The organism is Paracoccus shanxieyensis, from assembly GCF_009711265.1.
Lineage (GTDB): Bacteria > Pseudomonadota > Alphaproteobacteria > Rhodobacterales > Rhodobacteraceae > Paracoccus > Paracoccus shanxieyensis.
The window spans coordinates 1-25818 of record NZ_WMII01000011.1 but is presented as its reverse complement, the minus strand read 5'-3'; the positions used below and the strand labels follow the sequence as shown (position 1 = coordinate 25818).

General features: G+C 63.0%; 21 protein-coding genes. All 21 read right to left on the bottom strand.

What is annotated here, in order from left to right:
• Window positions 1-54 precede the first annotated feature (54 nt).
• The gene (locus GL284_RS12470) at window positions 55-6828 is read right to left on the bottom strand and encodes a hypothetical protein (protein WP_155044963.1); all 6774 of its coding nucleotides are present in this window, start codon (window positions 6826-6828) and stop codon (window positions 55-57) included.
• A complete protein-coding gene (locus tag GL284_RS12465; protein WP_155044962.1) occupies window positions 6828-9014 on the bottom strand; it encodes a hypothetical protein in 2187 nt (728 codons plus the stop codon). Before GL284_RS12465 ends, GL284_RS12470 begins: the two co-directional genes overlap by 1 nt.
• On the bottom strand, window positions 9014-9598 hold the full coding sequence (locus tag GL284_RS12460) for a hypothetical protein (protein ID WP_155044961.1): 585 nt from the start codon (window positions 9596-9598) through the stop codon (window positions 9014-9016). Before GL284_RS12460 ends, GL284_RS12465 begins: the two co-directional genes overlap by 1 nt.
• The gene (locus GL284_RS12455) at window positions 9588-10070 is read right to left on the bottom strand and encodes a hypothetical protein (protein WP_155044960.1); all 483 of its coding nucleotides are present in this window, start codon (window positions 10068-10070) and stop codon (window positions 9588-9590) included. Before GL284_RS12455 ends, GL284_RS12460 begins: the two co-directional genes overlap by 11 nt.
• Entirely contained in the window at window positions 10045-12087 is a 2043-nt protein-coding gene (locus tag GL284_RS12450; protein WP_155044959.1) for a phage tail protein, read from the bottom strand. The genes GL284_RS12455 and GL284_RS12450 overlap by 26 nt, the downstream gene beginning before the upstream one ends.
• Window positions 12087-12698, bottom strand: a complete 612-nt coding sequence (locus GL284_RS12445; RefSeq protein ID WP_155044958.1) for a phage connector family protein — start codon at window positions 12696-12698, stop codon at window positions 12087-12089. Before GL284_RS12445 ends, GL284_RS12450 begins: the two co-directional genes overlap by 1 nt.
• Window positions 12699-12761: 63 nt before the next feature.
• Window positions 12762-13151, bottom strand: a complete 390-nt coding sequence (locus GL284_RS12440; protein WP_155044957.1) for a hypothetical protein — start codon at window positions 13149-13151, stop codon at window positions 12762-12764.
• Window positions 13144-13569: a Bbp16 family capsid cement protein gene (locus GL284_RS12435; protein ID WP_155044956.1), complete on the bottom strand. Its 426-nt coding sequence runs from the start codon at window positions 13567-13569 to the stop codon at window positions 13144-13146. The genes GL284_RS12440 and GL284_RS12435 overlap by 8 nt, the downstream gene beginning before the upstream one ends.
• Before the next feature lie 55 nt (window positions 13570-13624).
• Entirely contained in the window at window positions 13625-14653 is a 1029-nt protein-coding gene (locus GL284_RS12430) for a major capsid protein (protein ID WP_155044955.1), read from the bottom strand.
• A gap of 14 nt (window positions 14654-14667) precedes the next feature.
• Window positions 14668-15279 (bottom strand): hypothetical protein, encoded by a 612-nt coding sequence (locus GL284_RS12425; RefSeq protein ID WP_155044954.1) that lies wholly within the window; start codon window positions 15277-15279, stop codon window positions 14668-14670.
• On the bottom strand, window positions 15272-15595 hold the full coding sequence (locus GL284_RS12420; RefSeq protein ID WP_155044953.1) for a Bbp19 family protein: 324 nt from the start codon (window positions 15593-15595) through the stop codon (window positions 15272-15274). Before GL284_RS12420 ends, GL284_RS12425 begins: the two co-directional genes overlap by 8 nt.
• Window positions 15592-17268, bottom strand: a complete 1677-nt coding sequence (locus GL284_RS12415; protein WP_155044952.1) for a portal protein — start codon at window positions 17266-17268, stop codon at window positions 15592-15594. Before GL284_RS12415 ends, GL284_RS12420 begins: the two co-directional genes overlap by 4 nt.
• 243 nt (window positions 17269-17511) lie before the next feature.
• Window positions 17512-19578, bottom strand: a complete 2067-nt coding sequence (locus tag GL284_RS12410; RefSeq protein WP_155044951.1) for a hypothetical protein — start codon at window positions 19576-19578, stop codon at window positions 17512-17514.
• Window positions 19579-19581: 3 nt separating this feature from the next.
• Complete coding sequence (locus tag GL284_RS21875; RefSeq protein WP_155044950.1) at window positions 19582-21663, bottom strand: collagen-like protein; 2082 nt, start codon at window positions 21661-21663, stop codon at window positions 19582-19584.
• Between the two features lies 1 nt (window position 21664).
• On the bottom strand, window positions 21665-22060 hold the full coding sequence (locus tag GL284_RS12400) for a hypothetical protein (protein WP_155044949.1): 396 nt from the start codon (window positions 22058-22060) through the stop codon (window positions 21665-21667).
• On the bottom strand, window positions 22060-22317 hold the full coding sequence (locus GL284_RS12395; protein ID WP_155044948.1) for a hypothetical protein: 258 nt from the start codon (window positions 22315-22317) through the stop codon (window positions 22060-22062). The genes GL284_RS12400 and GL284_RS12395 overlap by 1 nt, the downstream gene beginning before the upstream one ends.
• Window positions 22318-22387: 70 nt before the next feature.
• The gene (locus GL284_RS12390) at window positions 22388-23707 is read right to left on the bottom strand and encodes a phage terminase large subunit (protein ID WP_155044947.1); all 1320 of its coding nucleotides are present in this window, start codon (window positions 23705-23707) and stop codon (window positions 22388-22390) included.
• Complete coding sequence (locus GL284_RS12385) at window positions 23704-24105, bottom strand: terminase small subunit-like protein (protein WP_155044946.1); 402 nt, start codon at window positions 24103-24105, stop codon at window positions 23704-23706. The genes GL284_RS12390 and GL284_RS12385 overlap by 4 nt, the downstream gene beginning before the upstream one ends.
• A 189-nt stretch (window positions 24106-24294) precedes the next feature.
• Window positions 24295-24618, bottom strand: coding sequence for a hypothetical protein (locus tag GL284_RS12380; RefSeq protein WP_155044945.1), 324 nt, complete (start codon window positions 24616-24618; stop codon window positions 24295-24297).
• A gap of 2 nt (window positions 24619-24620) precedes the next feature.
• Entirely contained in the window at window positions 24621-25529 is a 909-nt protein-coding gene (locus GL284_RS12375) for a helix-turn-helix domain-containing protein (protein ID WP_155044944.1), read from the bottom strand.
• Window positions 25526-25818: hypothetical protein (locus GL284_RS21515; protein ID WP_230383508.1), on the bottom strand; the 293-nt coding region annotated here is incomplete at its 5' end. The genes GL284_RS12375 and GL284_RS21515, both read right to left, overlap by 4 nt.

The window sequence follows — 25818 nt, the reverse complement described above, 5'->3', positions numbered from 1 at the left end:
GGATAAGGTCAGGCGCAGGATAAAAACCGGGAAAGCCCCGATATATGATGCCGGTCAGTCCACCAGCGGGTTGCGCCCCATCAGCGCCTCGATCAACGAGCCATCGCTGCCTTTGGCGATTTCCTCGATCGGCCGAAGCGCAGCCGTCGTCGGGAAGCCCGTTGCCACGCCAACGGCGTCAGCAACCGCGCGCCGCAATCCGCGGTCATTCTCGCCCTGGACGGCCTGCTTCCACACCTGCGCAGGGATCTCCATAACCGAGCCCAGAACGCCGCCGCCATCGCCGAAATCGGAGAATGCAGACCAGCCGTCACGCACAAGGGGCAGACCGCCAATCACGGTGCCGAAGACCTCGCCGGCCGTCCATGTCGCGAACTTCTCACGGGTCAGGTCATCATCATCATCACCCGCCGACATCGCAGCGTAAAGCAGCCCCATCATCAGCGTCTCAGCCACATATAGCAGCATCAGGTTCGTTGCCATGTCCGCCGTGGCCGCGAACCGCTCTGCCGTCGTCTCGGCTGCACGAATGTCCCGCGCGCCCTGCCGCGCCGTCAGATACCCGCGATTTCCCTTCGCGATCATGTATCCTTGCAGCGTCGTGAACAGCCGAACCCATTCGACCTGCCGCACATTCTCGCTGAGCGTGCCGCGCGAGATAGCCGACCGATCCGGCATGGCGCCGCTGTCCTGCGCCCGTGCCACCATACGATCCGCGAACGATATGGCCTTGCCCTCGTCGCCATCGAACTTGCGCAATCCGTCGCGATAACCCGCAACCCATGTCGGCACATCCACAGCATAGAACTGGACCTTCGTCATAGGGGCAAAGCCAATTCGACCCAATATTTCCGCAGTCTGCCCGAGCCTGCCGCGCAGCGGGCTGGTGATCATCGCGTCGTTAGCAAAATCGTTGATGTCCTTGTCGAATGTTGTCTGACGGCGACGCATGAATTCCGATTTTTCCATGGCCTCCGCGGCGAATTCGCGCGGCCGCTTGAGATAATCGGCCATGGCATGGGCCATGTTCTTCTTGCCGACCACCGCCGCCGATTGCGCGACGCCGGTCGCCTGAAGCGTCACCGTCTTCATGTTCAGCGCCAGCCGCGACAGCGTAAAGTTGTTCTTCACGATCCGCGCGAACTGGTTCAGCACATCGCTATGGACGATCGGCCCCTGCGCAACATCCTTGAGCCAGAGATTCAGCATGTCGAGATCGGCCTTTCGGCCAGCCTCCATGAAGGCTTGCGCGACGCTGCCATGGTTGAGAACGCGATAGGAGTTATCGACCGCCTCCGACAAGGCGATGTCGCGGATCACGTCGCGCATGTGCGCAAAGGCCACATCCATGTCGAGGTTCAGCGTTCGGCCATTTCCGTTCGCCTTCCGCTCGACCGTGTGGCCATGCTTCGTCTGCGCCTTGGCGAACCGACCGGCCGACATGAATCGGTCCATTTCGGTCCGCGCATCGACCGCAGCCGCGTGGCCAAAGCCCGCATCATACTTGATCGGGTAATATCCGCCGCGATAGGCGCCGAACTTCGTGTCGACCTGCCGCGCCTCTACCTTGCCCGGCTTGACGCCGGTGCGGCGCTGCGTGACCGCTTCGATCTCAGGCCAATAGCTGTTGATCTGATCCCACATGGATTGCACGAAATCCCAATCGCGCTTGTCCAAGGTGTCGAGAACTGCTTCCAGATCCGCGCGCGACATGCGCTGATCGGGATGTGCATTCTCAGCCAGCAGCCGCGCCATATTGTCATCGTTGCCGGTGTTCAAAGCCACCGCGATCGCTTTCCATTTCGACCAGACGAAGCGCGTGCCGTTGATGTGCCGCTCGACCTTCATGGCCCGCATGTCCTCCGCGGAATAGACCGAGAACAGCTCGGTCAGCTTCTCCGAAAGCTCGCGGTTCATCTCGTCCACTCGGACATATCCCGCGTCGATGTCCTCCTTGATCGACTCGTATCCGACGCCGAATTCATTCCCTCCATCGACATCGACCAGCACCGAATCCGCCGTCAGCACCAGATCGAGCACCGCCCGCAGGCGGCTTTCCTTCTTGATCCTGCCGGTCCCGATATTGTTGGCAATCGCTGTGCCGACTGCAGCAGCCGTTTCCTGCAGATCGCGCTGCTTCCGACCGTTGATCAGACGCTGCTTGAACCGCCCGAGGTGATCGAGGTTGGCAATTGTGTCCAGCAGCCCGCGCAGCTCGTCCAGAGAAAGTCGGGAATAGTGGATGCGCCGCGCTTCATCCATCATGCGCGGGTCGATCATCAGCTCGGCCTCGCGGCCTTCCTCGATCATTCGGTCCATGAACTCGCGCAGCCGCTCAGTCTTGGCCACCTGCCCCGGCCCGCGCTGGCGAAAATCGTAGCGGTCCAGCAGGTCGTCGATCTGCTCGATATAGCCGCCTTCCAGCTTTTCGCGCACCGACTTCTTGCCATAGCCCTGCATCCGCTCGCGAGCGCGCGCCACATCCGCCGCGGCCTCGCGTGACAGATCGTAAAGCGCCGCGTTCAGGATTTGCTGCTCCTTCGCCTGCAGTGCGGCCGCCATGCCCCCGGCGTCACCCCGCGCCACCTTGGCAAAGGCGCGCTCCGCGTCGCGGCCGGCGCGTCGCTCCGCAGCCAGAAAGCGCGTCGACGCCGTAGCCTCGCGCACGTTCATACGACCAAGCATCATCCGGGCGCGCTGGCGATAAAGCGTCATGGTCATCGCCCGCGTGTCGCGACCCATGAAGGTTGCGAGCTGCCGCGCTTCCGCGACGTTCTGCTGCGCCTGCTGGTCGTTGTGAATCGCGTCCAGCGCCTCCTGCTCGATCGAGCCATCCGTCATCGGATCGCCATATCGTTCGAGCATGATCTGATCGGTTTCGGCATCAATGGCATCCGCGCGCTTTCTGGTGTTCTGCAGAATTTGCACCATCTCAGCCGCACCGGCAAAGCCGAACATTTCTGCCGCCACTGCCGGGGGCACTCCGTCACCCGCATAGATTGCGCGCTTGCCGCCGAAGCGGGACCGGGAAAGCTCGGCCAGCACGCCCGCGCCAAACTGATCGACCAGATCCTTGCGGGAAATCCGAACGTCAGGTGCGGTCTGCTCACCATCGGCAGTCAGGATGCGCCCGTTCGCCATGGCCTCGATCATGCGATATTGCGGCAGGGCGGTGATCCGCGCCTCGACTTCCTCGCGCAACTGTTTGCGCTCAGCCTTCCACCACGCTTCGCGCTCACGCCGCACCTTGGCCATGGCCTTGTCGAGAAGATTGGCCTCTGCTTTCTCGCGCGACCGCCGCGCCAGACGCTGATAGGTTCGCCAATCGCCATCGCTCATTCCTGCGGGCTTGTCTCGGAAAAGCGGATCGGCCGCCATCTCATCGCGGGCCTGCGCAATCTCCGCGTCCGTCGCCAGCATTCGATCAAAGACCTCCCGGATCTCCGGCGACAGCTTCACATTGAGACCGGAAAGCGAGCGATAAATCCGGGTCAGCCAAGCCTTCACCCGCGCGAACACATCGGCCAGTTCCAGCGACGGCGCCTTGCCTTCAAGGAAATAACCCTCGAGCGATCGGGCAAAAGTCTCATGCTGATCCTCGGTGAATGCCTGCCCGTCTTCGGCGCCCAGATAGCGCCGGACAGCAGCCATATCGTCCCGAACGGCCTGCGGCGCGCTGTTGTCCTGTGAAAGCGCGTCCATGGCTTCAAGGAAATAGTGCCCGGCCTCGTGGATGAAAGTAGAGAGGTCCGCGCTTTCAAACAGGTTGATGATCGTGCCACCGCCGTCCGGGCCCGATGCCGGGAAGACGATTGATCCGCGCCGATCTTGGAAAAGCGGCAAAGCATCCGACGGCAGCGCGTTGATTTGCGATACCGCATCTGCTACAGTCAATGTGGGCGCGGAACCCATGGCAGGCGTGGCCCCGACCTGCTCCTGATCGGAGACTTCCGCCGTTGCGTCTCTCCAGGCAACCGGGGCACTTTCAAACCCTTCCAGCGCATAAAGCTTATCTGTGCCGCTGCCATCATTGTTCAGCACCATGCGGACGATGACTGCCTGACCGTCCACCTCAGCCAGAGCTACACCATAGGCGCGCTGAGGCGTGTCGGTGTTATAGACCACCGCTGATTGCAAAAGCTCCGGGATCGCTCCAGCCAAGCGCAACCGACCCGGCGGAATCGATCCGGAGAAAATCTTGCGGGCCGCACGGCTGATTGTCACCGCCTCCCCGCTAGCCGTGCGATACTCACCTTTCGCCTCAGAAAGCCGACCGAGTGCAGCTTGCCGGTCCACAGCGCCCGCCTCATCCTTCACAATAACGCTGCGCAGCGCCCTATCGCCATTGCGCCGCACTTCTGCTGCACGCCCGCCCTTGTCGAAGGCTGACTGCCCAAACTCGCGGCCCCCTTCCAGAGCCGCCGCGATCTCATCGTTCGACATTTCCGCCGGGTCGATGCCGCGCTCCTGCAGCGCGTCGTTCAGCGCCGCCCTGCCGGGGTCCGGCCCCTCGCCTTCGAGATAGCGCGCATTGCCACTCGCCTCGTCGCGCAGCGCCTCCAGCAAGGCCGCGCCGAGATCGGCCGCAACGCCGTCATTCAGGCCCTGAACCTCGCCCATCAGCTCAGGAAAATATCCGGCCTCTACCGCCATCCGGCCCAGCTCGTCCAGCGGCAATCCTTTGCCCTGCGCTGGCATCATCCCCGGCATAGTCCCTTGCGCCTCACGTGCCCGAACCTCCTGCGCCGTCTCAGTCACCAAGCCGCGCGGTCCCTCGATCGCCGCGACATCCCCGCCTACGTCTTGAACCCCGCCGGCGCGCACGACGAATTCTGTGAGCGTTTCTCCGACCTGTTCCCGCCTGCCCGCGCGCAAATCGTTGAGCATGATATCGAGACTGCCACGGCGACGCTGCGCCTCTTGGTCGCCGGCTCCGCGCACCTGCACGCCGAAGCGCTGCGCCAGATCCAGCGAATCCTCGCCGGTCCGGTCAGCCATAGACCGAAAGAAGGCCGAGACGACACGCGCCTCTTTGTCCGCGACCTCGGATGTTCGCCCAGCCTCACGAAGCTGCGAATAGAATCCGTCGTAGACCTGCTGATCGGATGTGCGCTCTGCGTCGGCATCTCGCAAATCGGAAAGCTGACGCTCATAGGAATCGGCCGCGTCTTCGGGCACGAGATCCTGAAACGCCTGTGCATCCGCAATCGACATCTCATCGGCATCGAGCGTGACGTTTTCCCTGATCCAAGTTTCCGCATCTGTTCCAGACAGATAGGCCGCGAAGTTTGAAACAGGTATAGCAACCCGCCCGCCGCTGATTTCCATCTCGGCGAAGGTCTCCGGGTCAATCCCCCATTGCGCCGACGCTTCGGCATCGAGCGTCAGATCGCGGGCTTGGAAGAATTCGCGAAGTCCTTGCGCTGGCACATAGAGAAGCTGGTCGCCTGCCCCGGACCGGTCCAGCGCAGCCTTGAACGCCTCGGGCGAACGCTGCCTGACAAGCGATGCCTGCGCCTGTGCGGATGCCTGATCAAGCGCCGCTGCCGTCTTTCCGGCCCGGAGCGCGCGCCGCATCTCGGCGTAGCCCGCCCGACCGCCCATGCTGGCCACCTCGACCGGGGCCGTCGCAAATTCGGCCAGCGCCTCGACCAGCACATCCGAAACATTGATCTTACCCTCTGTCGCCAGCTGTGCGCCCGCCTCGCCAGCGCCGCCCATGATCGCCTGCGCGAAACCCTGCACGATCAGGTTTCCCCATGCGCTTTGCAGCAGGGCCCGGCTCGCCAATCCGCCCGAAAGGCCGTCCATTGCCCCGATGATAAGGCCGCGCGTTTCGCCGCGCTCCGCGGCGCGTCGCATCAGATCTTCGTCCTGAATAGCCGCCAGCGCGCCATCGGGCGTCGTCAGGTCGTGGCCGCTCTCTTGCAGCACCTCCATCTGCGACGAGCCGTATTCCGTGAAATACGACGAACTGCCCATGAACGTCGCAGCCGCCGCAGGGCTGCGCGTGACGATGGTTGCCAGCGCTGTCGCGGCGAGCTGCGGGGCGCTTTCCGCCGACACCTGCGCAAGGAATGAGGCGAAGCCCGCAGGGTCAGATTGGACGACCTGCCCAAATTGTCGAAGCTGCTCACCGACAGATCCATTGCTGTCGATCTGACCCAGACCATCACGCACAGCCGCCGCGCCCGGCGACATCGGGATTGCCGCGATCTGCCGCGCCACCCCTGCGGCGTTTTGCTGGAAGGACGCGGCGGCTGCCTCATCGTCGCCACCGGCAATATCCACCAGACGCGACGACGAATAGCGATAGAGCGCTCGAACCAGATCGCCGGGTCCGACATAATCCCGCGTGAATTCCGTGCGATCCGACATCCGTTCATCGACGATCAGATCACCAAGACTGCGCGTGCGGTCCTCAGCCCGCCCCGCGGCCTGCTGCGCCTGCCATTGGTTATAGGCCTGCCCCACACGCAGCGTTCCGCGCTTCACCGCGTTGCCTGCGAACAACGGCGTTTTCTCCCACCACGCCAGATTCTCAAGGTCATCCTTGGCCAGCGCCGCCGTGACAGGATCGGATCGCAGCCAATCCGACAGCTTCGGCGCGCCGGTTAGCGCAGTGGTTGCGCGCTTCTGCGTGAGGGTGTCGCGGAACAGCTCCGGAAACGCCATGACCTGTCCGGCTGGAACGCCCAGTTCTTTCGCTGTTGCCAAGCCATTCGCAGCCTGATCGGGCTGGACAGGATCAAGCCGCAGCCGCGCCGCCGTGTTCGCAGCTTCGCGCGCTTTCAGATCGTTCAGATAAGCATCGAATGGACCGGCCATCATTCCCCCGTAAGATCAGCACCGCCGGCAGCAACCGACGCCAGCCCTTCCACCAATTCCTGCGGCGTGGGCGCGCGCCCCATGGCCGCCTCGAATGCCATCGCGAATGCCTCAACCTGCGCTGGGTCCACCGTTTGATCGCCGAGGCTCAGCGATCCATCGCGGATGCCTGCTGCTGTGACGCCATCGAAGTCCATTTCGTAAAGCTTCCCGCCCACTTCGTTGAACAGCCCAGGAGGATTGATCACGATCGGCAAGAGCATGGCGTTTGCCCGTTCGCGCAACTCAAGATGGGATGGCTCACGGCTGTTCTGAGCCGTGAAAGCCTGCGACCACCGCAGCATGCCCTCTTGGTATTTGGCATACTGCTGCGCCCCGGTGCGCTTCTTCGGATCGATACCGGCCCCCAGCAGAAGATCTCGGCTCACTGTGTCGATTGTGCTGATGGTGACCTGCTTCTCCTGATTGGCCCCGGACTTGAGCACCTCGGCCTGCTTGCGAACCAGCGCCTTGAAATCCTCGTCATCAAGGCTGCCGCGCCATTCCAGCGGATCGCGCGCTGCGAAGCCTGCCGGATCGGTGACAGCCTGCCGCTGCAGTTCGACATAGAGGCCGGGGTCAGTCTCAGAATCTTGCCCGGACCGGACCTTGCCTTGGTATTCCCGAAGACTGGTCATCCCAGATTGGCCGATCTGCATTTTCTGCTCCAGCGACAGCGAGTCGACGCTGCCACCGCTTTCGATAAGCATGAACGCAGCCTGCTGAGCCGAGTCCTGCGCGGCTTTGGCTTGAGCTGCCATCTGTCCCGAAAACAGCTTGTATTCCTCCAGCGCGGCTGAGCGCTCATCGGGGTCGTCCATATTCAGGATCTGCGTGATGGGATCGACCGGAGCCTGCACCTGCGTCTCTCCGCCACCCCACGCTGGTGCCTCAAAGCCGCCCATCGGCATCGGAGCAGACCCAGCCGCCCCACCGCCTTTCCGTTCGGCCCATGCAGCGAAATCTGCAACCGTCATTCCGGCAAGGAACTTGTTTGCCTCCACCACGCCCGGACCCACCACGCTTGAAACGGCAGCCGACATTGGAGCGGAAAGCACCTTGAGCGCGCCGCCCGCGCCGAGAAAGTGCGCGGCGTAGAGCGTGCCATTTGTGATCGCGATGCCGCCGCGCATGAGCGTCTTGGCATTGGCCTCGGTGAAGGCTCGCATGGCGCGTTCTTGCTGGGCCGGATCAAGACGACCCTCCGGCGTCAACCCAAGGTCGGGGCGCTGGCGGATAAGCTGGTTCCATGTCCCAGACACAAACTGGTAGCGCCCCGTCGCAGAACTGTTGGGGTTTTTCGCCGTATCGTCGCCGCCGCTTTCCGCAGCGCGGGCTGATGCGTAATAGCTTTCCGGGATGCCGCCGCTCGTGCCCTGCGCCAGCCCGCGCCCGATTTCCCTGCCGCGGTAAGCCTTTGCTTCCGGGACCAGCTGCTTCTCAAGCGTCGCAACCGAAGCCGCCGACATATTCCCCCGGTTCGCGTTCAGATAATCAAGCGCCTGCGTCGGATTAACCGACGACAGGCGCGTGATCACTCCGGTGTGCATGTTGGACTCGGCCGCCATCATGGCTGCGGTCGTTTGCTCTGGCGACCAGCCTCCGCGCGCAGCCTGATCGCGAACCTCCGCGCGCGCTATCCCTAGAGACCTTGCCAAATTACCGGGATCGATAATCGCGTCATCAATCGCAGACTGGACACGCGCCTGAGACTGCCCGTCGAGATACGTAAGACGCTCACCACCGGCATGGGCGTCGATCTTGGTAAATGCGCCATCCAAAGCGCCCTGCATCGACCGCGACGCCATATCGCGAGATGTGGCATTCAGACCGGAAAGGCGCTCATCGAACGCCCTCTGCAGCGTATCAGCCGCTTCTTTTCGCCGTGTCAGGGCGTCGCCACCCCGCGCATATAGATAGCCGCTATTCGGGTCATACAGCGTGTCTCGCACGGTTTTTGCGAACGCCGTATCTGCCGCCTTGGCATCGGCCTCATCCACATCCGCCTGCCACTGGTCGAACATCTTCCCGACATCCGCCACGCCCTGCGCGACGCGGCCGAGCTGCGGCTGCGTCGCCGCGACCGGGACAGGGGTGCGCGCCTGCACGACCTGTTGGCGCTCATAAGTCGGCACACGCATCGCCATCAGGTAAAAGCCCCCTGCCCGCTGCGCTGCAGCGCCCATTGCGAATATTTCGACCCGACGCGCGCACCGGTGGTGAGCAGCGTTCCCGCCGCCTCCCAGCGCCCTGCCGACCGCGCGTTGCTCGCCTCGGTGCGGCTGTTCGCCGCCGCTTGACCGAAGCCCTCTGCCTGCCTCTGTGCGTTCTGGCGGATCGCGAATGCGTCGTCCTCGATCAGACGCTTCGTGTCGTCCAGCATTTCCAGCGCCGATGCGCTGCTAGCATCCACCCCGTTCGCGGCGGTCGCCACGCGCTGCTGTGCCATCATGGCCGCCCCCGCGCGCCGTTGCCGGTCGCTTTCGTCCTCGCCTTGCCGCAGCGCATCGGTCGCAGCGGCCTCTTGCGCCTTTGCTGTTGCTTCCGCAGCCGCCGCCGCGGCGTTGCCCTGCTGGATCGCGGAATAGGCCCCGACCACGCCCGACGCGGCGCTGGCCGCCGTGCCGATCCCGCCCAGACCAGCCCCTCCGAACAGGCTGCCGAAGAAGCCGCCAATGCCCGTCGGCGCGCCGGCAGCGGTCAGGGCCATGGTCAGGGGATCAGCGCACATCCTTCGTCTCCATCTCGAAATGCAGCAGGCGATGCCCCTGCACGGTTACGGCCCTGCCATCGAAGCGGAACCCCAGCCATTTCAGCCAGCGGATCGCGGTCGTGTTTTCCTCGGCCACCAAATTCCACATGCGCCGGACATCCTGCCCCAACCAATCGACCACCGGCCCGGAATTTGCGATGAACGCGCGCCGGACCTCTGGCCGATCGACCTGCCGCGTCATCATCGCCCAGGGGCAACCGACATCGGACAAAATCCCCATCGCCTTGATCCCGAAGATACAGACCAGTTCGCCGCTCATATATGCCGCCATGGATCGCCGGGACTGCCCCGCCAGCCGCTCAAGATCGCGCTCAGCCTCCCCCGTGCCCATCAGGTCGAGCTCAAGGCGATCGACAGGCCGCAGGCGCGGGATCAGATCGGCGATGACGGCGCGCGTCACGGGCTCAAGAACGACCGATCGACAGGTCAACGGAAATCCCCAGAATGGTCATAGGCAGAGGGTAGTCCTGCCGGATCGTCACCGTGCCATCCTTGTTCCACAGCGTCGGCACGCTCAGGTTATGGATGCCGGTCCACAGCGCAATTACCTCGGCCAGATCGCCGCCCGTCTGCACGATTTCGTTGCTGCGCCCGTCCTGCGTCACGGTCTTGATCCCGCGGGTCTTTTCCATCTGCAGCTTGACGCCGCTGACGTTGTGCGGCCTGCCGCGCGCCGCGCCAACATCATCGAACTGGATCGCGGGCGGCAGCGTCTCGAATTCGGCCACATATGGCAGCCCGACATGGACGACCGATGCAGCAAAGGGCAGCGTCACCGCGCCGCCGGTCACAATCAGACCGCGAACGTGATCGCCATCGGCCAGTGCGGAAACCGTCCGGCCTTCGAGATGCTCCAGACCGGTGATCGTCGTGGTGGCCGATCCGCGATAGGTGATGCCGCAATCCACGAAAAAGGCATCCGTCGCGGTCGAGAATGCCCGGTCGTCAAATCGCTCCACATAGCGCCGCTGCACGCCGCCGACCGTGCGCCGGACGATGACATAGGTCGCGTCGATGCTGTTTTCCGGCACGCACGCGACGCTTTCTACCGAGCCGTCGATATCCATTTCAGTCCACGCCCAGACCTGATGCTCGCGCTTATAGGTCATGGCCAACAGCTTGCCGTTGTCCAGCACCACCCAGATCAGCGACCACGGCGCCTTTGCCATCGCCCACGCAATGATCCGCCGCCCCTCGAAGAAATGCGAGGCAAAGATCGTCAGGTCGTTTCCGCTGTAGCCGTCGCTTTCATAGGCATAGCGCAGGTCGCGCACGCCGCGCCCTGACCGCTCGACAAACAGCGCCGTGTCGTCGGCGACCAGCGGCTTGATCGCCGCGCTGCCCACATAGCCATATTGCGTGACGATCGGATTGGTCGCGTCAAACCCGCCCTCGGGCCCCGTCACGCTGAACTCGCCCGATGAGGTGAATACCAGTAGCTCGCGAAGCTGCAGCATCCCGCGAATCCGGTTCAACTGCTCGCCAGCCAGATCGAACTCCGCACGGTCGGTCGCGACCATGTTCTGCGATCGGGTGAAGTTCAGATAATCCCCGGTGCGCGAAAGCCACACGGTTTCAGGGCGGTTGTTCGTGGCGCCGAACACCAGACGCTGCTGGTGGATCGAAACCACCGAGGGGAAGTTGTCCGGGGTCGAGAACAGCCCGGCCTGCACCGGCGGCGTGACCGTCAGATCGGCCGAGATGTTGTCGTCGACAAAGGCCAGCCCGGCCGTGGTGAATCCGATGTAACCGGCCACGCCATTGCGCATCCGGTAGACGCGATATTCGGTGGCGCCCGGAACAGCGTTCCAGCGGATGACGTTCATCGCGCCTTCGTTCGACAGAAGCTCGGCACCGGTGAAGGTCTGAACCGTCGACGGGAAGGATTCGACCCCGCCAACGATGGCCGTCAGGCGATAGCTGTAGGTTTCCTCCCCACTCCTGCGCGGTTCGATCTCGGTGATGACCGGGATCGGTGTGGTCGGATTGATAGGAACGGTGCTGACCGTCCAGTTGGCCGGGCCCAGCCGCGAGATGCGGCGCGGCGCGGTGGCGCGGTGCGCGGCAAAGATCACATCCACAGATTGCACCGCGTCGATGGCATTGACCTGACCGGCCAGCCAAGGGGTCGCGATCGTGTAATCCGCGCCGCCAGACTGCACGCGCTGCCCGTCCGAAATGAACCCCAACTGCTGGTTGCCGAAGATCAGCACCGCGCTATCGTCCACCTCGCGCACGAAGGGCATGAGCCGGTGGCGCTGCGTGCTGTCCATGACCTCGCAGATGAAGCGCAGGCCGGGCCGATTGCTGATGCCGCCATGGGCATGCACGAAGCAATTCACCCCGCGCTTGATCGCGGTGTCGTATTTCGCAAGATCGATCCGGCCCCACAGTCCGGGGCCAATGACGCCAGCGGCGAAGGATGGCTGGAACCGCGCCGAGGGCATCAGGTGAACCCCCGCACACGCAGCGACATGGGATAGAAGGTCTGCTCCTGCGATGGGCGGCTGTTGAAGTCGATGACCATTGCCTCATTCAGAAGCTGTTCCGCCTCGCGCTTGGCCGCCGTAACCTTGGCAGAATCCATCGTGATCGGCATGGCGATCGCTGCAGCAAGCGTCGCCGCCAGCGCGTCGCCAAAAGCGGGCGGGAACAGCGTTGGGTCGGTTTCGTCGCGGGTGTATTCGATGACCGCGCCCGGCACGTTGGAATAGATCGAGTCGGCCGTCATCTCGCGCTCGCGATCCGGCACTTGGCCGAGACGCATGGCGCGGCCCGCGGCATGGCCGTCATTGACCCACCGGACCGCGATCATGTGGCCGGGTCGCGCATAGCGATAGGCCCAGACATCGGCCCGGTCGTTGATCGACTCCTGCACCAGCGCCTCGCGGCGCGACGCGAACACCCAATTCCAGCGCTCAAGAAGCGACCTGCGAACGCGGTCATAATGCAGTTTGCACTGCTCTGCCTCAGGGGAAGGCTGCTCGAATGCCGTGATCGGGGCGGCGCCGAGATATGTCGTCAGCGCGACGTTGCAGATGGCAATGGCGGATTGCATGACGGCCCGGATGTGAGAGAAATAAGGCTGCCCAGCCCCGAAACGGGACCGGGCGGGCGCGGATCAGTCCGCGTTCAGCTTGTCGCTGATGCGCTTGATCATCGTCTCGCGCTTCATGTTGCCGGGCTTTTCGCCGATGATCTCGCCGTAATAGGCAGCCAGCGCATCGTCATCCATGCCGTCGAAGTTGCTCGCCGACGAGGCGGGACCTTCCGGCGCGGCCGAGGGGTTGCCCGCAAGGGCGTTGCCCAGATTGTCGAGTTCTGCCGTGGCGTTTTCGCGATAGGCCTTCTGCGCCTCCTGCGAGGTCTCTTGCACCGGCGAGCGGTCTTCCATCTCCATCCAGCGCTTCGAGAAGTCGTCTTTCGACGCGATCAGGAAGACGTCGCCGACCTTGCGATAGGCCCCGCCATAGAGTCCGGGCTTCACGGCCTTCACCTTGATGTCAGACATTGCGGTCAACTCCTGCTGCGACAGCGGCCGTGATCGTGCCCGCCGTCATGGTTCCGACCACGACATAGTTCAGGCGCACATAGCGCTCGACCGTGCCGACCGGGAAGTCGCTCATGGGGAAGCGATACCCGGCCACCAGCTGCGCAACCGGCACGGCGGGCGTGGCCGCGACGGTCGTGGCCGAGGTGAAGCCGGGGTTGTCATCGGTCTGCATCTGCACCGCGATCGAGGTGCCGCCCGCGAAGTTCTGGGTGACCTGCACCAGCAGATCGATTCCCCAGCCGCCGATGTCGCGGCGCAGCGGGCCATTGCCGAAGGGGCGCGTGCCCACTTCCTGCAGGTCGATGAAGTTGGTGGAAACAGCCGTCGCGGTGACGGCCTGCCGGTTCGAGAATTGCGTTTCGCCGTCAAGAAGCATGGCGTTCCCTTTCAAGGAATGGGGTTGAGCCGGGGCCGCCAAGCCCCGGCGGCTATCAGAACGCGGTGAACCCGGCGGGCAGCGCGGCCTCAGTCGTCAGCAGCGCATCGGTCTGGTGGACCGGGAAGCCGTCGAAATAGAGTTCGCGGCGCTCCTTGCCGTCCCAGCCCAGCACCTGCTCGTAGGACAGCTGAACGTTCTTGGCATTGCGGGCCTGACGGCGCAGGTAGGACATCACCGTGCGGTTCGCATAGATGATGGTCTTGCCTTCGTTGACGAGGCCGGTATTCAGCCGGGAACTGCCCTCGGTCATCAGGTCGATCAGGTCTGCGCCGGTGGCGGCATCCTTGGTCAGCGCCGAAACGTCGATCCCGCCGATGCGCACGTTGCCTTCCCAGTCCTTGACCGACATACCGATGTGCCAGCGGAACCAGTCGCGATACGCTTGGAAGTAGCCGCCCTCGTCATCCTCGGCGGTCACCTCGCCCAGATCGCGGTGCTGCAGGCCGACCGGCATATTGGCGGGGTGCAGCAGATGGGTCGACGCATCGCCCCACGTGATGAACCAGATCGACGTGTTGTCGGATCCGGTGCCGCCCGCGTTCACGACCTGCGAGGCCGATTGCGCAGCAGGATCCGAATAGCGCGGCGTCATGCCCATGAAGCCTTCGGGCGTGACGGCGGTCGAGCCATAGAAGATGTCGCGCGACACCTTGTTGTTGAAGCCCTGCACCTTGCCGCGCGATTCCGAGGCGCGGAACGCGGCCGCATTGCCCGAGATGTCGACCATCTCCTTGTCCACGTTGCTGTAATCTTCCAGCATCGCGGTCGTTTCCTCGATCGGGATCGTGGTGGTCTTGGTTGCGGGCACGCCGCGATTGAACCGGCGATAGGTCGGCTCGGGGATGCCGGTGCGGATCACGGTGCGGTGCTTGGTGCCGTTGTTGCACTGCTGATAGACAGCATCCGTGATGATCGGGTTTTGCCGCGCCAGCATCTCCATGATGGGCGCAACGCTGCCATACTCATCGAGCCGCGATTGCAGGTCGATCAGCGTGGGCCATTCATTGCCGAGTTCGGGCATTTTTCACAGTCCTTTCACTGCTTCATGTTGGGATACATCCGCGCACCCATCCCTTTCGGGGCGGAAGCAGGGACGGTGCCGGTGGCGAATGGGGCATCCGCCACCAACTGCCCCACCTTTTGGAAGGCGCGCACGATCGACGGGTGGTTGCCCATCCCGGTCGTATCGAGCAGCGAACGAAGCTCGGGCGAACCCACTGCCTCGATCCCTTTGACGGCCGTTGCCACGCTCTGGTCGAAGCGCTCGCCGCCGAATTCCTTGTCGTCGCGCAGCTCCTGCGTCCAATCCGCCATCTGCTGCGTCATGTGCTGCGCGCTTTCGTGGGCCTTCGCCGCCTGACGGTTCGCTGCCTCTGCCAGCGCCTCGCGCGCGGTGGCATTGGGATTGGCCTTGAGCCACCCGTCCATCGCCCCGGCGAATGCGTCGAAATCGCCCTGGAAGGCTTCCGCCCCTTCCGGCGCGGTTAGCTTGAAATCCTCGACAGCAGCGGTGGCATCTTCCGTCTTTGCCGGATCGGCGGCCGGGGTCGCGGGCGTTTCGATCACCGCATCGGGCTTGGCCTCGGGGGCGGCGGGCGCCGCGGCGGCGTCGGCGGCTTCGGGCGCGGCATTCGGATCGTCACTCATCAGGGTTTTCCTTTTCGGCTTCCTGTTCAGCGGCGCGTTCGATGCGCTCCATCAGCGCCGCGTGTTCCATCTGCATGTTCGGGAATGTCTGGACGTCGTGCGGGAACACCCGCTCGTTCAACACGATCAGACCGATGTCACGCTGCCCCGCTCGGAAGCCGTCGAGATCGTTGCCCCAATGGGTCTGCCGGAACAGGCTGCAGCGTTCGAGGATCGACCAGACGACAAGGCGGCCGTCGGCGCTGTCCAGCACGCGGTTCCACGCCTCTGTGATGTTGCGCTCGCGTGTCGTGGCGATCAGCTCAGCGATGCTCACAGCGCGGCCCCCCGTTGCAGGGCGTCCATGCCGTTGACATTGGCCTCGGAAATCAGCTTGGCGGCACCCGCCAGCGGTTCAGCCGCGGCTACAGCCTGCGCCTGTTGCTGCGCCCGCGCCACCGCCTCGCGCTTGCGCGACAGTTCATCGGGCGACAGCAGGATTCCCGGCGGCGGGCCAACCTGATCGGCGAATTCCCGCATGATCTGGTCGCTGTCCAGCATGTCCAACACCTCGGGCTTCATCTGCGCGAAGGTTCCGGCAAAGCCGATCGTGCGCTCGATTGCCCCGATGCCGATGGCTTTCTGGGCCTGCGCCAGCAGCGAGATATAATCGACCTTGATCGCCTGACCGGCGATGCTGTCGGGCGCCTCGGGCAGGATGTCGGCTTCCTGCATGTGCGAGAACGTCGCCTCGATCAGCGGCTGCAGCAGCTCATGGTCGAGGCTTTCCAGCACCGGCCCCAGCGCCATCAGCTTTTCTTCGTGGCGCTCGGCAATCTCGGTGGCGGTGATGTTCGCCCGGCCGCCAAGCGCCATGTCCGTCATCTGGAACAAGTCGCGATAGAACGCCGTGTCGATCCGGCGCTGAGTGTCGCCGATGTCGAGCAGCAATCCCTGAATGTCAGGCCGAACCTCGTAGGCCGGGCGAATGCCGCCTTGGTTCAGATCGCCGGTGGCCATGGCCGTGAATCCGCCCGGCACATTGCGGAAGAAGCTCGCGCCCTGCACCGGGCCACCAATCATCGGCGGGTTGTGCATCTTCTGGATCGCGATGGCCTTCTCGGTCTGCATCACCTGCAGCGACCGGGCATCCCCGAGCGCGACCATACCCGGCGACGATGCCGACCACGCCTCGCCCTCGACATGCTCCCAGCGCGGCGCCAGCAGCGGTCGCGTGCGATGGCCGCTGACCATCAGAAGCTTGTCGTCTTGGCTGTCCTTTTCCCAATAGCAGGACGCCCACGGACGGCGCGCGGCATCCAGCGCCTTGGGATCGCCGCTGCTGCGCTTCTCCACCGCGTGGCAGATCGTCCGCGTCTCGTAATAGTTCTGCTTGTCCCAAGCCCGCTTGATCTCGCTGGACACGCGATCCAGCCCGAACATCTCAACGATGCTGCGGATCGGCATCTTGATCTCGCGATGCATGGCGACGATCCGCCCCATGCCGTCATCGGCCAGCCGATAGCTGCCGACCTGCATGGAATGGCCACGGATCACGTCCTCGAAATCGTCCAGCACCATCGAGGCGGACGTGCCGAACATGCCGAGGTCGTCATATGTGCGGTCGAGCGTGCGGTAGATATTCGATCCGCGCATAACCTCATACATGCGGCGCTGGACCTCATGCAGATATTCCTTGGTCTGGAAATCCATCTCGTCGGCGGTGAAGCCGCGCAGCCCGAGGCGAAACCATGGCCGCGAGGGTGAGGTGATACCCGACATCAGCCCGGCGCGGAGCGCGCGCAGCGCCATCTGGGCCGTGTTGTCGAGAATCCGCTTGTTGATGGAGGAATTGCTGCGCTTGTCGTCGCCGTCGAAGCGGCCGCGCGTCGGCTTTATCGTCTCGCGCAGTTCCCGGAAATGCCCCTCCCAATGACCATATTCCTCGTCCATCGCTTTGCGACGGGCGGCCATGGCCTTTCGGAGTTCGCGATCCGAGATTGCGGGCATCAGGCCCCCAACAGCGTTTTCTTGCCGTCAGCCGTTACCGGCGCTCCGGCGCTGCTGCCCGTCAGGATTGTGCCCTGCCGACCCGTCTTGCTGCGGGGTGCGGTGATCGTGTTGAACACCGGCGTTTTGCTGGCCTGCAGCCGCTGCGGTTCGTCAACGTCAGGTGCGCCACACATGGAAAATGCCCTCGAAATCCATCCGAGGGCATCATGCGAAGCTGCGAAGCCTTGATATATGACGGCGCTAGGCCACCTCGATAGAGCCGACGAAATCAGACGCGCCGCGCGTGCCGTCTCCGGTCCGCGTGTTGACGTTGTTCAGGAACATGGCCAGCCGGGGATTGTTCACCGTGTCGCCGGACCACCGCATGATCCCATAGCCATTGTTCTGGTCTGGCTTGCGGATATCGCTCTTGAAAACGAAGGTGTTGGAAGGGCCGAAAGCGTCATACCAATTGTCGACATTCTCCTGCCAGACATCTGCCCATGTCTGCGACGCGTGGAAGTTGATGAACGTCTGGACCCAGTTACTATTGCCCATTCGTTCAGGGGGCACAGCGAGGTGCGATCCGCCTTCATAGCAGATGACGTTCGGATTGCCGTAGTTCGCGATCATTGCCTTCTGATCGGTATAGGCAGACGCCAGCCCCGCAATGTTGTAGCCGCCGCCCGATCGCATCCGCTCAGCCATGTAGTTGAATACGACCTGGCTATTGTTCCCGTTCGCGCTGATCAGGCTATCAAGGGGCGCGCGTGTCGAAGATCCGTCATAGCGCATGTCTCCGTCCAGATTGGCGTGGAGCGCATAATCGGTCGTGAGCGTCCACGGCGCGACCCGACCACCACCCAGAGCGACCCAGCGCGGCGCTGTGAAGGCGCGTTCGCTGATGGACGCGTTCGGGGTCCAGCCTTGCAGGATCGTATGCAGGCGCGGCAGGTTGGCCCCGGACCATACCGATCGCGCAATCTGGAAGATCTGGCTGGCGCGACCGCCATAGGCTTCCATGCTCGCTTCAATGCCGCCGTCGCTGAACAGGCTGACGGCCATATTCCGGAAATGCTCAGCAGTAGCCCAGTTTGCCCCATCCCAAACTTTTGACGACAACTCAAGATATGCGTGACGTTTTGTATCCAAGGCATTAAGAGCAGTTGTCATGAACTGGGTGACATACTGATCATTCGCATTTGAAACGATAGGGAACCAAGGATCTGCGCCGATCAGGTTGCAGAGTTCGCACATAACCTCGACCGGAACGCCTTCACCACCTTGATAGGTGGCTCGGCCCGGTGTATAGCGGTTGGCCCAGACACCAGACCCTGTGTAATACTCAGTGTTCATCCAATCCACAAATCGGATCAATCGAACATTGCGGATCATGTTTATCCAAGACGTGCGGAATGTGCGTCCAGCTGCAAAGTCAGCTAGATCATCATGACGAACCAACCCACGCAGTCTAACTGTTCCAGTCCAAGTCTCCAGCAACAATGAAGCTGAGTTGGAACCGTTGGCTGTGTAATCAAAATCGATATAGTTCAGACCATTAGATGTCCCTGTCTCTTGGTTTGCTGCCGATCCAACAACCCACCCGCTGGTGATATTCCCTTCGTAAAATAGTCGATATCTACGAGTTCCATCACTACCAGCAGGCATTGCCGCTAGAGCAGGGAAGAGTAGGTTATCTGAACCGGCAGGTTTAGAGATCGCCCTACCTTCTGCATCGATGTGACCAGCGGCGAGCAGCTGGTTCCAGTTCAGGTTGCCCCCTCCGGAGGAGCGCCAGCCCTCCCCGAGCTTCAAGTGGTCAATAAACGGAGACCCGTGAACCTCAGTGTCCGTGTTCCAGTTCAGATAGATGCCCACGCCGGGATCGGTATTGGTCCCCGCAATCGGCCCGGTCGCGGGCGCTGCCTGCATCTGAATGACGTTGGAGTTTGCCGTTGCGTTCGGGCTGACGCCATTCGACGCGGTTTTCAGGATGCGGATGCGGTTGCCCGCGTCATCGGTAGTCGTGGTATAGGTCGGTCCGGTTGCGCCGGGTATGTCTGTCCATGGCCCGCTCGAAACCGACCGCTGCCATCGCTGCGTGAGCGTCGGGACCGGGTTGCCGGTCCACGTATCGTTGGCATGGACCAGCGTGGCGCCGACCGTAGTGCCGCCCGAGATGACAGGGACCGCCGTATTTGCCGGGGCCGTCGGCGTGCCCGTCGTCGGGGGCCATACCTGCACCCCGCCGCGCATGACGCGCAGGAGCGTATGGATCACGCCGCCGCGATGGATGCCCGAGAGATTGTTGAGGTTCAGCGTGGCCATGGATCAGCTCGTCGTGATGAACCACGTCCGCGCCGGGTCGTTGCGCTGCGTGGGCGTCATGGCGTCGTATTCGGCCTGCGTCACAAGGCGGCTGATCTCAGTGACATACCAGCCGGTCTCTTGACCGGGCGGGCGCCGATAGGCGGGCACGTTCAATTCCGTCATGACCTGATCCGGGCCATAGAGGGCATCGTTCACGGCATGCGTGGTATCGTCCAGTTGCGCCAGCGTCAGCTTACCAAAAACAAGCTTTCCGCCATTCCATACCTCGTTGTAACGCTTGGCGTTGGTTAGTGCGTTGGTCCAGAGGACGCCACCTGCTTTCTGCCGCGCGCCAGTCCCAGTGCCGGTGCTTCCCGACGCTACATCCATAGCCTGAGTGACGTTCGATCCATCCGGCGCTGTCATGTCGCAATTGAGGACAATCTTGTTGAACTCAAGTGCCGATCCGGCCATGTCGATCATGTAGGGATAGTTGGCAGCGCCGTTGCGGCCACCCCCGGTAATCGTGCCGTTGATCCGGCTGCGCCGCAGCGAACCCGGAAGGCGGATGCTCGCGCGAGGAAGGGTGCGCGTGCCGGTGAAACCGCCGATGCCTTCCGCTTGCACGCGACCGCCGCCAGCCTCGTCCACTTGCAGGTTGTCAATCTGGATCGCTTGGTTGCCAGTTATGACCATTCCGGGTCCCCATGTGTCTTGGGTCCGAATGTTGGTCATCACGAGGTTGTAGGTGCCGTTGTCTGGGATATTGAAACCAGCGCCGATACCCTCTGACGAACGGCACATCCCAGTGAACCACGACTTGATGCCTTGCCAGTCACCATTGGAGCCGCCGCCTCGAATGGTGATGCCGCTGTCTCCGGATAGCTGGCAGGTGATGTTTTTGTACCAGCTATCGGCCATGGCGGTAAGCACGCCCGAAATGCCCGCCCGATCAGTCCAAAGGCCGTTGATCATCATTTCACCGCGCCCGAGCGCGTAGACGCAGTAGCCCGCGACGTTCTGGACCTTTACGCCCCGAATGCGGTTCTGACTGTCCGAGGTGATTGATGGATAGAGCGCGCCGGGGTTGACCCCTCCCGCGCCGCCGTTGCCGATATTCGTCTCCGTTGAAGCGCGAGTGCTGAGGTTCAGGCCCCGCTGCGTCATGTCGGCGCGATCATATTCCCAGTTGGCGGTGGTCGCGCCTTCGTGGCTGCGCATGTTCCAGCCGCCGTCGATGATCATGCGCTCAAAGGTGTTGAACCCGCCGCGAAGGGTCGCCTCCACAGCAAACACATCGGAAAAGGTCTCGGTCAGAGAGCGGCGCAGCAGACGCTGGCGCACCATCGAATGATGCTCGCCCACGCCGCCAATGCCGAAGCCGGGGCGAATGATGCAGGTGCCAAGCACGTCCAGCCGACCACCCGGCAATGCAACGTAGCCGCCTTGCGCATATGACCAATCCGCAGCAGCTTGGAGCGCGTTGAAATTGGCGGTCGCCACCGCGTCGGAAACGGCGGCATCCTGAAATCTGGTCAGGGTCACATCGCCAAAGCGGCGAATATCCAGAACCTGCGCAAATCCGACTGGAACCGGGAAATCGCCCGTGCTGAACCGCGTGATGCTGGGCTGCACGAAGGGCGTAGCCAACGCGGACACCGGAGGCGTCACCTCGATCAGCGCGCCATCGGGGGCCGTGCCGCCGCCAGATCCTGCCTGCGCCATGATTTGCCAGAATGCGGTGTTCGTCGGCGGGTTGCCGGTCGTCGCCTGCAGCGCGTAATAGGTCGAGCCATTGTAGAACACCGCGTCGCGCGCAGCATAGGCCGTGGCTGCTGAATAGGCGCCGCGAGTAGTGAAGCCCTGCCCTGCCGGACCTTGCGGACCTGTTGCGCCCGTTGGGCCAGCGGGACCAACCGGCCCCTGCGGACCAGCAGGCCCTTGCGGCCCCTCGGGGCCGACGTTGCCGCCGCTGCCTGACAGGTCGGTATAGGCCTGCGCCATCGAGTTGTTGATGCTGCCGACAAGCGCGGGTATCGACGTTTCCAGTCGACCTAGCGTCGGGTTTGTGGTGATCGTCGCGACGACAGGTTGGCGTGCCATGCTATGCCTCGATAAGGGTGACAGGGGTGCCATCGGCGTCGATCAGCACGACCACTTGGCCGTCCGAGTCCGTCGCCGTGACGCCGATCGAAGGTTCTGGGGGATTGACCTGCGCGGGGCCGGATCCGCCGAAGGTCGGGATGTTCTTGAAGGCGGTCGCAAAGACCTGCGCGCCTGAACCCTTGGCCCAGACAATGTCACGCCCACGGATCAGCACTTGATACCGGCCGGTGACGGAGTGGCCCCGCGCAATGCTGGCGTCGGGGGCTTCGCCCTCGGCCACGGCAATCTCGATCGGGCCGTAAGCGTCGATCAGCACAAGGCAGTCGCGGCGATCTGCGCCGATCAGCTTGGACCACACCGGACCGGCGACGATGCGTTGCGTCGCGCCCGCCATCAGGTCACCACCAGCACAGCGGGCGCGGCTGCGCTGGCCCAGAGCTGCTGCATGGCCACGAGTGGAATGTCGGTCGCGCCCTCGGCACGATGCCCGGATACAGGAGCGATTTCCGGGGCAATCAGCCGAGAGCCGACCGTGACGGCGAAGGAATACGGGGAAGCGCCCTCAAGCCGCACGATCTCGCCATCGGCACGGCCAGACGCGACATGCGTCCAAGCCAGCGGGCCGACTGAAAAGTTGCGCGTGGTTGCCATCTGCCCGCCTGCGAAATCCGATGCAGGCGCAGGATAGGAAGCCGGTCAGGGGTCGATATATGACGGCGGATCAGCTCCAGACGGGGTGATATTCAACGTTGGCCTTGTCCAGTTGCTGCGTCGCAATCGACCGCGCCACCACGGGATATGCGAAGGTCAGGGCCAGCGCGTCGCCCTCATCCGGGGATGATACGCCGCGCTTTTTCATGTCGGATTTCTTCTCCAGCACGATCGCGTTGTTGTTGTCGAAGCTGTAGAGCGGCCCGGTCAGATCCATTTCCAACGCCCGGCTGTCCTCAATGGCGCCGCCAGCCCTGATCCACTCGCGCATGGTCGCCCACATCTGCGCCCGCTTGTTGGCGCATTTCGGCACGCCGTCGATGCTGCGATCCGCCTTGCCGCCGAAGTTCACGCCGATCACGGAATATCCCATCTGGCGACAGCGATCGATCACGCCGCCCCCCACGCCGCCCTCGTCGATGAACACGCCATCTGGCCGGTGCCGGTCGATCTCGGACATGACGCGCGCCGCGACCTGCATCGTGTCCGCACCCTTGAGGATGATGGCGGGCATCGTGCGCCCGTCCCTGCCCCGGCGCATCTTGATGACGGTCCGGTCATCGCCGAAGCGCGCCACATCCACGCCCATGGTCAACTCGTCGCCGATGTGGGCCACCGCTTCGCGATCAATGGCAGCGCGAACGATCCCGCCGCCAATGAACTGCATGTCGGACTCGGCCTCGTAATCGCCTTCCCAAATGTGCCGATAGCGATCAGCATCACCCGCCATGTCGAGCAGACGTTCCTCTTCCATTTCCGCGCCGTGGAATGGGTTTCTGTTCCAGTTGACCTCAACGACGGTGCGACTGTCTGCGAACCGCGCATCCTGCCTGAGCATGACGTCAATCGGGTCGGACCGAAGTCGGGGATTCCACGTTGCCCATATCTGCGAGCCGGGCTTACGGAAGGTCGGCCGCAGCAGATCAAGCGGCTTCTGCCCGATCGTCTGGGCTTCCTCCAGCCACGCCACATCGAACCCCTCTAGGGACTTGATGTTGTCGGCATTGAACTCGTTCAGGCCCCGGAAGATGATGACCCCGCCGCCGGGCGTGCGGATCAGTCGATCTGACGGCACGGGCTCAATCAAGGAGCTGACCCCAAGCCGTGATGCGGTTTCCACGATCAGCTTGAACACGGATTGCTCGAGCGAGTTCTGCTGATCTCGGATGCACGCTGACGACATGCCGGGCTCGGTCAGGTGGCGGACCAGCATATGTGCACCACGATCCCAGCTCTTGCCACCGGACCGCCCGCCATGCGCGCCGAGATAGCGGCGCTTGGACTTCCAGAGCGGTTCAAAGATCTTCGGCGGCTGAACGTTTAGGATCACTCGCCATCACCCACAAATTTGATCTCGACGCGCTCGACCTCAACCTTGCCGCTGATGTTCATGTCGAGCTTGTCGCCGTATTTCTTCGGCTGGCGCTTCCCGGCGGTCCACTTGAGCGCATCGATCGCCACTCTGGCCGCCTGAGGGTCCATATTCCCCGCCGCAACCTCGCTGGCGATGAAGCTGATTTTGTCGGCATCCGCGTCCGCTTGAGCTTCGCGCGCCCGCGCGTAACTCGCCGCGAAATCCTCATCCTCTCGCAGCCAGTTCATGACGGCCGTATAACCCGGCATCCCCTTCGCCTTGAGGGTCTGGACCAAGCTTTTCCCCTCGGCAATCGCCTCGCAGATCGCAGCCTTGTGCCCGGCGATTGTCGCTGCATCACGCTTAATCGCCATCCTTTAGCCTCGCTTCCAGACGCGACAATGCTTGCGTGAATGCGTAGTATAATTCCATGCGCACAGGCGCGAATTTGTCGGTAGCAAGGGTGCACAGGACCTTGTCGACTTTCACCGTGGACGAAACGCATTCACCGTTTGGCGCAACGATTATCAGCGAGTAATTTTCGAGGTCACTCACGTCGCTCATCACACCGCCCCATCATGAATTCTGGCCACATCAGCGCCGCAAGGGTCACACATGCGCCGCCCCTGATCTATGACAGAGGATTTCCCGCAGCGGATGCAGCGCCGCACAGGCCCAAGGATCCGCTTCTGGTAAACCGCCGCTTCGCCATTGGCGTGCGCCAGCCGAGCAGCGGCGAGCGACCCGTAGCGGTTCAGGATGCGCGCACGGATGGACTGCGGCCCGAGGCCGAACGCCTCGGCCGTGCTGGCATAGGTCGCCTCGGGCGTGGCGATGATCCATGCCTCTGCGTCGTCGATCGGGCCGGTGTTGGGGCGTGGAGCCATGGTCACATTCCACTTGCTGCTTTGAGATTTCGGTATCGCCCCATCAGGGCCTCGCGCTTGGCGGCGGCCTCGGCATCGGACCTGCTGCCGAGCTCGGCCCACTCGCGATCAATCTCGGCCTTGGCGTCGGCTGCTTCCGGCGTCGCAAACTCCTGAGGTCTGGCAGGCGCTCCGGACGCAGCGAGCCGCTTGGCAAAATCCGCCACGGGCCCGTCGAACAGCTTGACCGACCTCGGCATGAACCCGGCATCCTTGGCCCGCTCGCTGGCGATCTTGCCGCGGATGGCTGCGATGATCTGCTCGTCGTTCAGGCCATGGCCTCCCCAGACGCTGATCGACATCGACAGGTTGTGCGGATCCATGCCCCCGACGACGAAAACGCCCCGAGTGTTCAGTTCCCGACCGGTCAACCCGAGGTCCGAGATGATTGCGTCTCGAATTGCCTGAGTTCGATCTGGCGAAGCCTCGCGCTCGCACGGCTTAGCTTGGTTCTTGACAGGTTCTTTGACAGGTTCGGGCGCATTTGCTGCGGGGTTTCCTGTCGTCAAATGCGGGGTTTCGCGCATTTGCTGCGGGGTTTCTTCGTCTGATACCGCGCATTTGCTGCGGGGTTTATCATCTTTAATGGGCGCATTTGCTGCGGGGTTTAGGGCGCTCGGAAATATGGTGTAGAAGCTTGCGCCGCCGCGTCCGCCGCCCGTCTTAACGGCAATAACCCCACGGTCAGACAGGCGCTTAATAGCACCTTGAACCGCGCGCTCCTTGTATCGAGACAGCTGGCATATCCGCTGAATTGATGGATAGCAGGAGCAGAATTTGTCTGCATGGTGCGCCAAAGCTATCATCACCGCGACCTCTGTCGGGTCGGCGATGCTGGATTGCAGGACCATTTCAACGAGGCGGTAGCTCATGGTAGCCACCACATGATGCGGCCGTCTTGATGATCGACCGACAGCCGGTGGCCGTCTAGGATTGCTGTGAGAGACGCCGCCGCCAACACAATTTCAGCTCGCGTGAAATTGTGCGTTTTGATCAGTCTCGATATTGGGGCTGAAAAACATTCCCCTGCCGGATGGCAGTGTCCCAACACATGGTGTAGGAGGCCGCGCGCGGAGCCTTCGGCGTAGCGCAGCGCGCGGCCGTTGGTGACGCTGGCGGTCACCGTCGATCTTCGGACAAGTTTCGGGTTGCGAGACCTTG

Bases quoted from the DNA above. Each gene is read 5' to 3' on its own strand.
- GL284_RS12470 (WP_155044963.1), bottom strand. From the start codon at position 6,828: ATGGCCGGTCCATTCGATGCTTATCTGAACGATCTGAAAGCGCGCGAA.
- GL284_RS12465 (WP_155044962.1), bottom strand. From the start codon at position 9,014: ATGGCGATGCGTGTGCCGACTTATGAGCGCCAACAGGTCGTGCAGGCG.
- GL284_RS12460 (WP_155044961.1), bottom strand. From the start codon at position 9,598: ATGTGCGCTGATCCCCTGACCATGGCCCTGACCGCTGCCGGCGCGCCG.
- GL284_RS12450 (WP_155044959.1), bottom strand. From the start codon at position 12,087: ATGCCCTCGGCGCGGTTCCAGCCATCCTTCGCCGCTGGCGTCATTGGC.
- GL284_RS12445 (WP_155044958.1), bottom strand. From the start codon at position 12,698: ATGCAATCCGCCATTGCCATCTGCAACGTCGCGCTGACGACATATCTC.
- GL284_RS12440 (WP_155044957.1), bottom strand. From the start codon at position 13,151: ATGTCTGACATCAAGGTGAAGGCCGTGAAGCCCGGACTCTATGGCGGG.
- GL284_RS12435 (WP_155044956.1), bottom strand. From the start codon at position 13,569: ATGCTTCTTGACGGCGAAACGCAATTCTCGAACCGGCAGGCCGTCACC.
- GL284_RS12430 (WP_155044955.1), bottom strand. From the start codon at position 14,653: ATGCCCGAACTCGGCAATGAATGGCCCACGCTGATCGACCTGCAATCG.
- GL284_RS12425 (WP_155044954.1), bottom strand. From the start codon at position 15,279: ATGAGTGACGATCCGAATGCCGCGCCCGAAGCCGCCGACGCCGCCGCG.
- GL284_RS12415 (WP_155044952.1), bottom strand. From the start codon at position 17,268: ATGCCCGCAATCTCGGATCGCGAACTCCGAAAGGCCATGGCCGCCCGT.
- GL284_RS12410 (WP_155044951.1), bottom strand. From the start codon at position 19,578: ATGGCCACGCTGAACCTCAACAATCTCTCGGGCATCCATCGCGGCGGC.
- GL284_RS21875 (WP_155044950.1), bottom strand. From the start codon at position 21,663: ATGGCACGCCAACCTGTCGTCGCGACGATCACCACAAACCCGACGCTA.
- GL284_RS12400 (WP_155044949.1), bottom strand. From the start codon at position 22,060: ATGGCGGGCGCGACGCAACGCATCGTCGCCGGTCCGGTGTGGTCCAAG.
- GL284_RS12395 (WP_155044948.1), bottom strand. From the start codon at position 22,317: ATGGCAACCACGCGCAACTTTTCAGTCGGCCCGCTGGCTTGGACGCAT.
- GL284_RS12385 (WP_155044946.1), bottom strand. From the start codon at position 24,105: ATGGCGATTAAGCGTGATGCAGCGACAATCGCCGGGCACAAGGCTGCG.
- GL284_RS12380 (WP_155044945.1), bottom strand. From the start codon at position 24,618: ATGGCTCCACGCCCCAACACCGGCCCGATCGACGACGCAGAGGCATGG.
- GL284_RS12375 (WP_155044944.1), bottom strand. From the start codon at position 25,529: ATGAGCTACCGCCTCGTTGAAATGGTCCTGCAATCCAGCATCGCCGAC.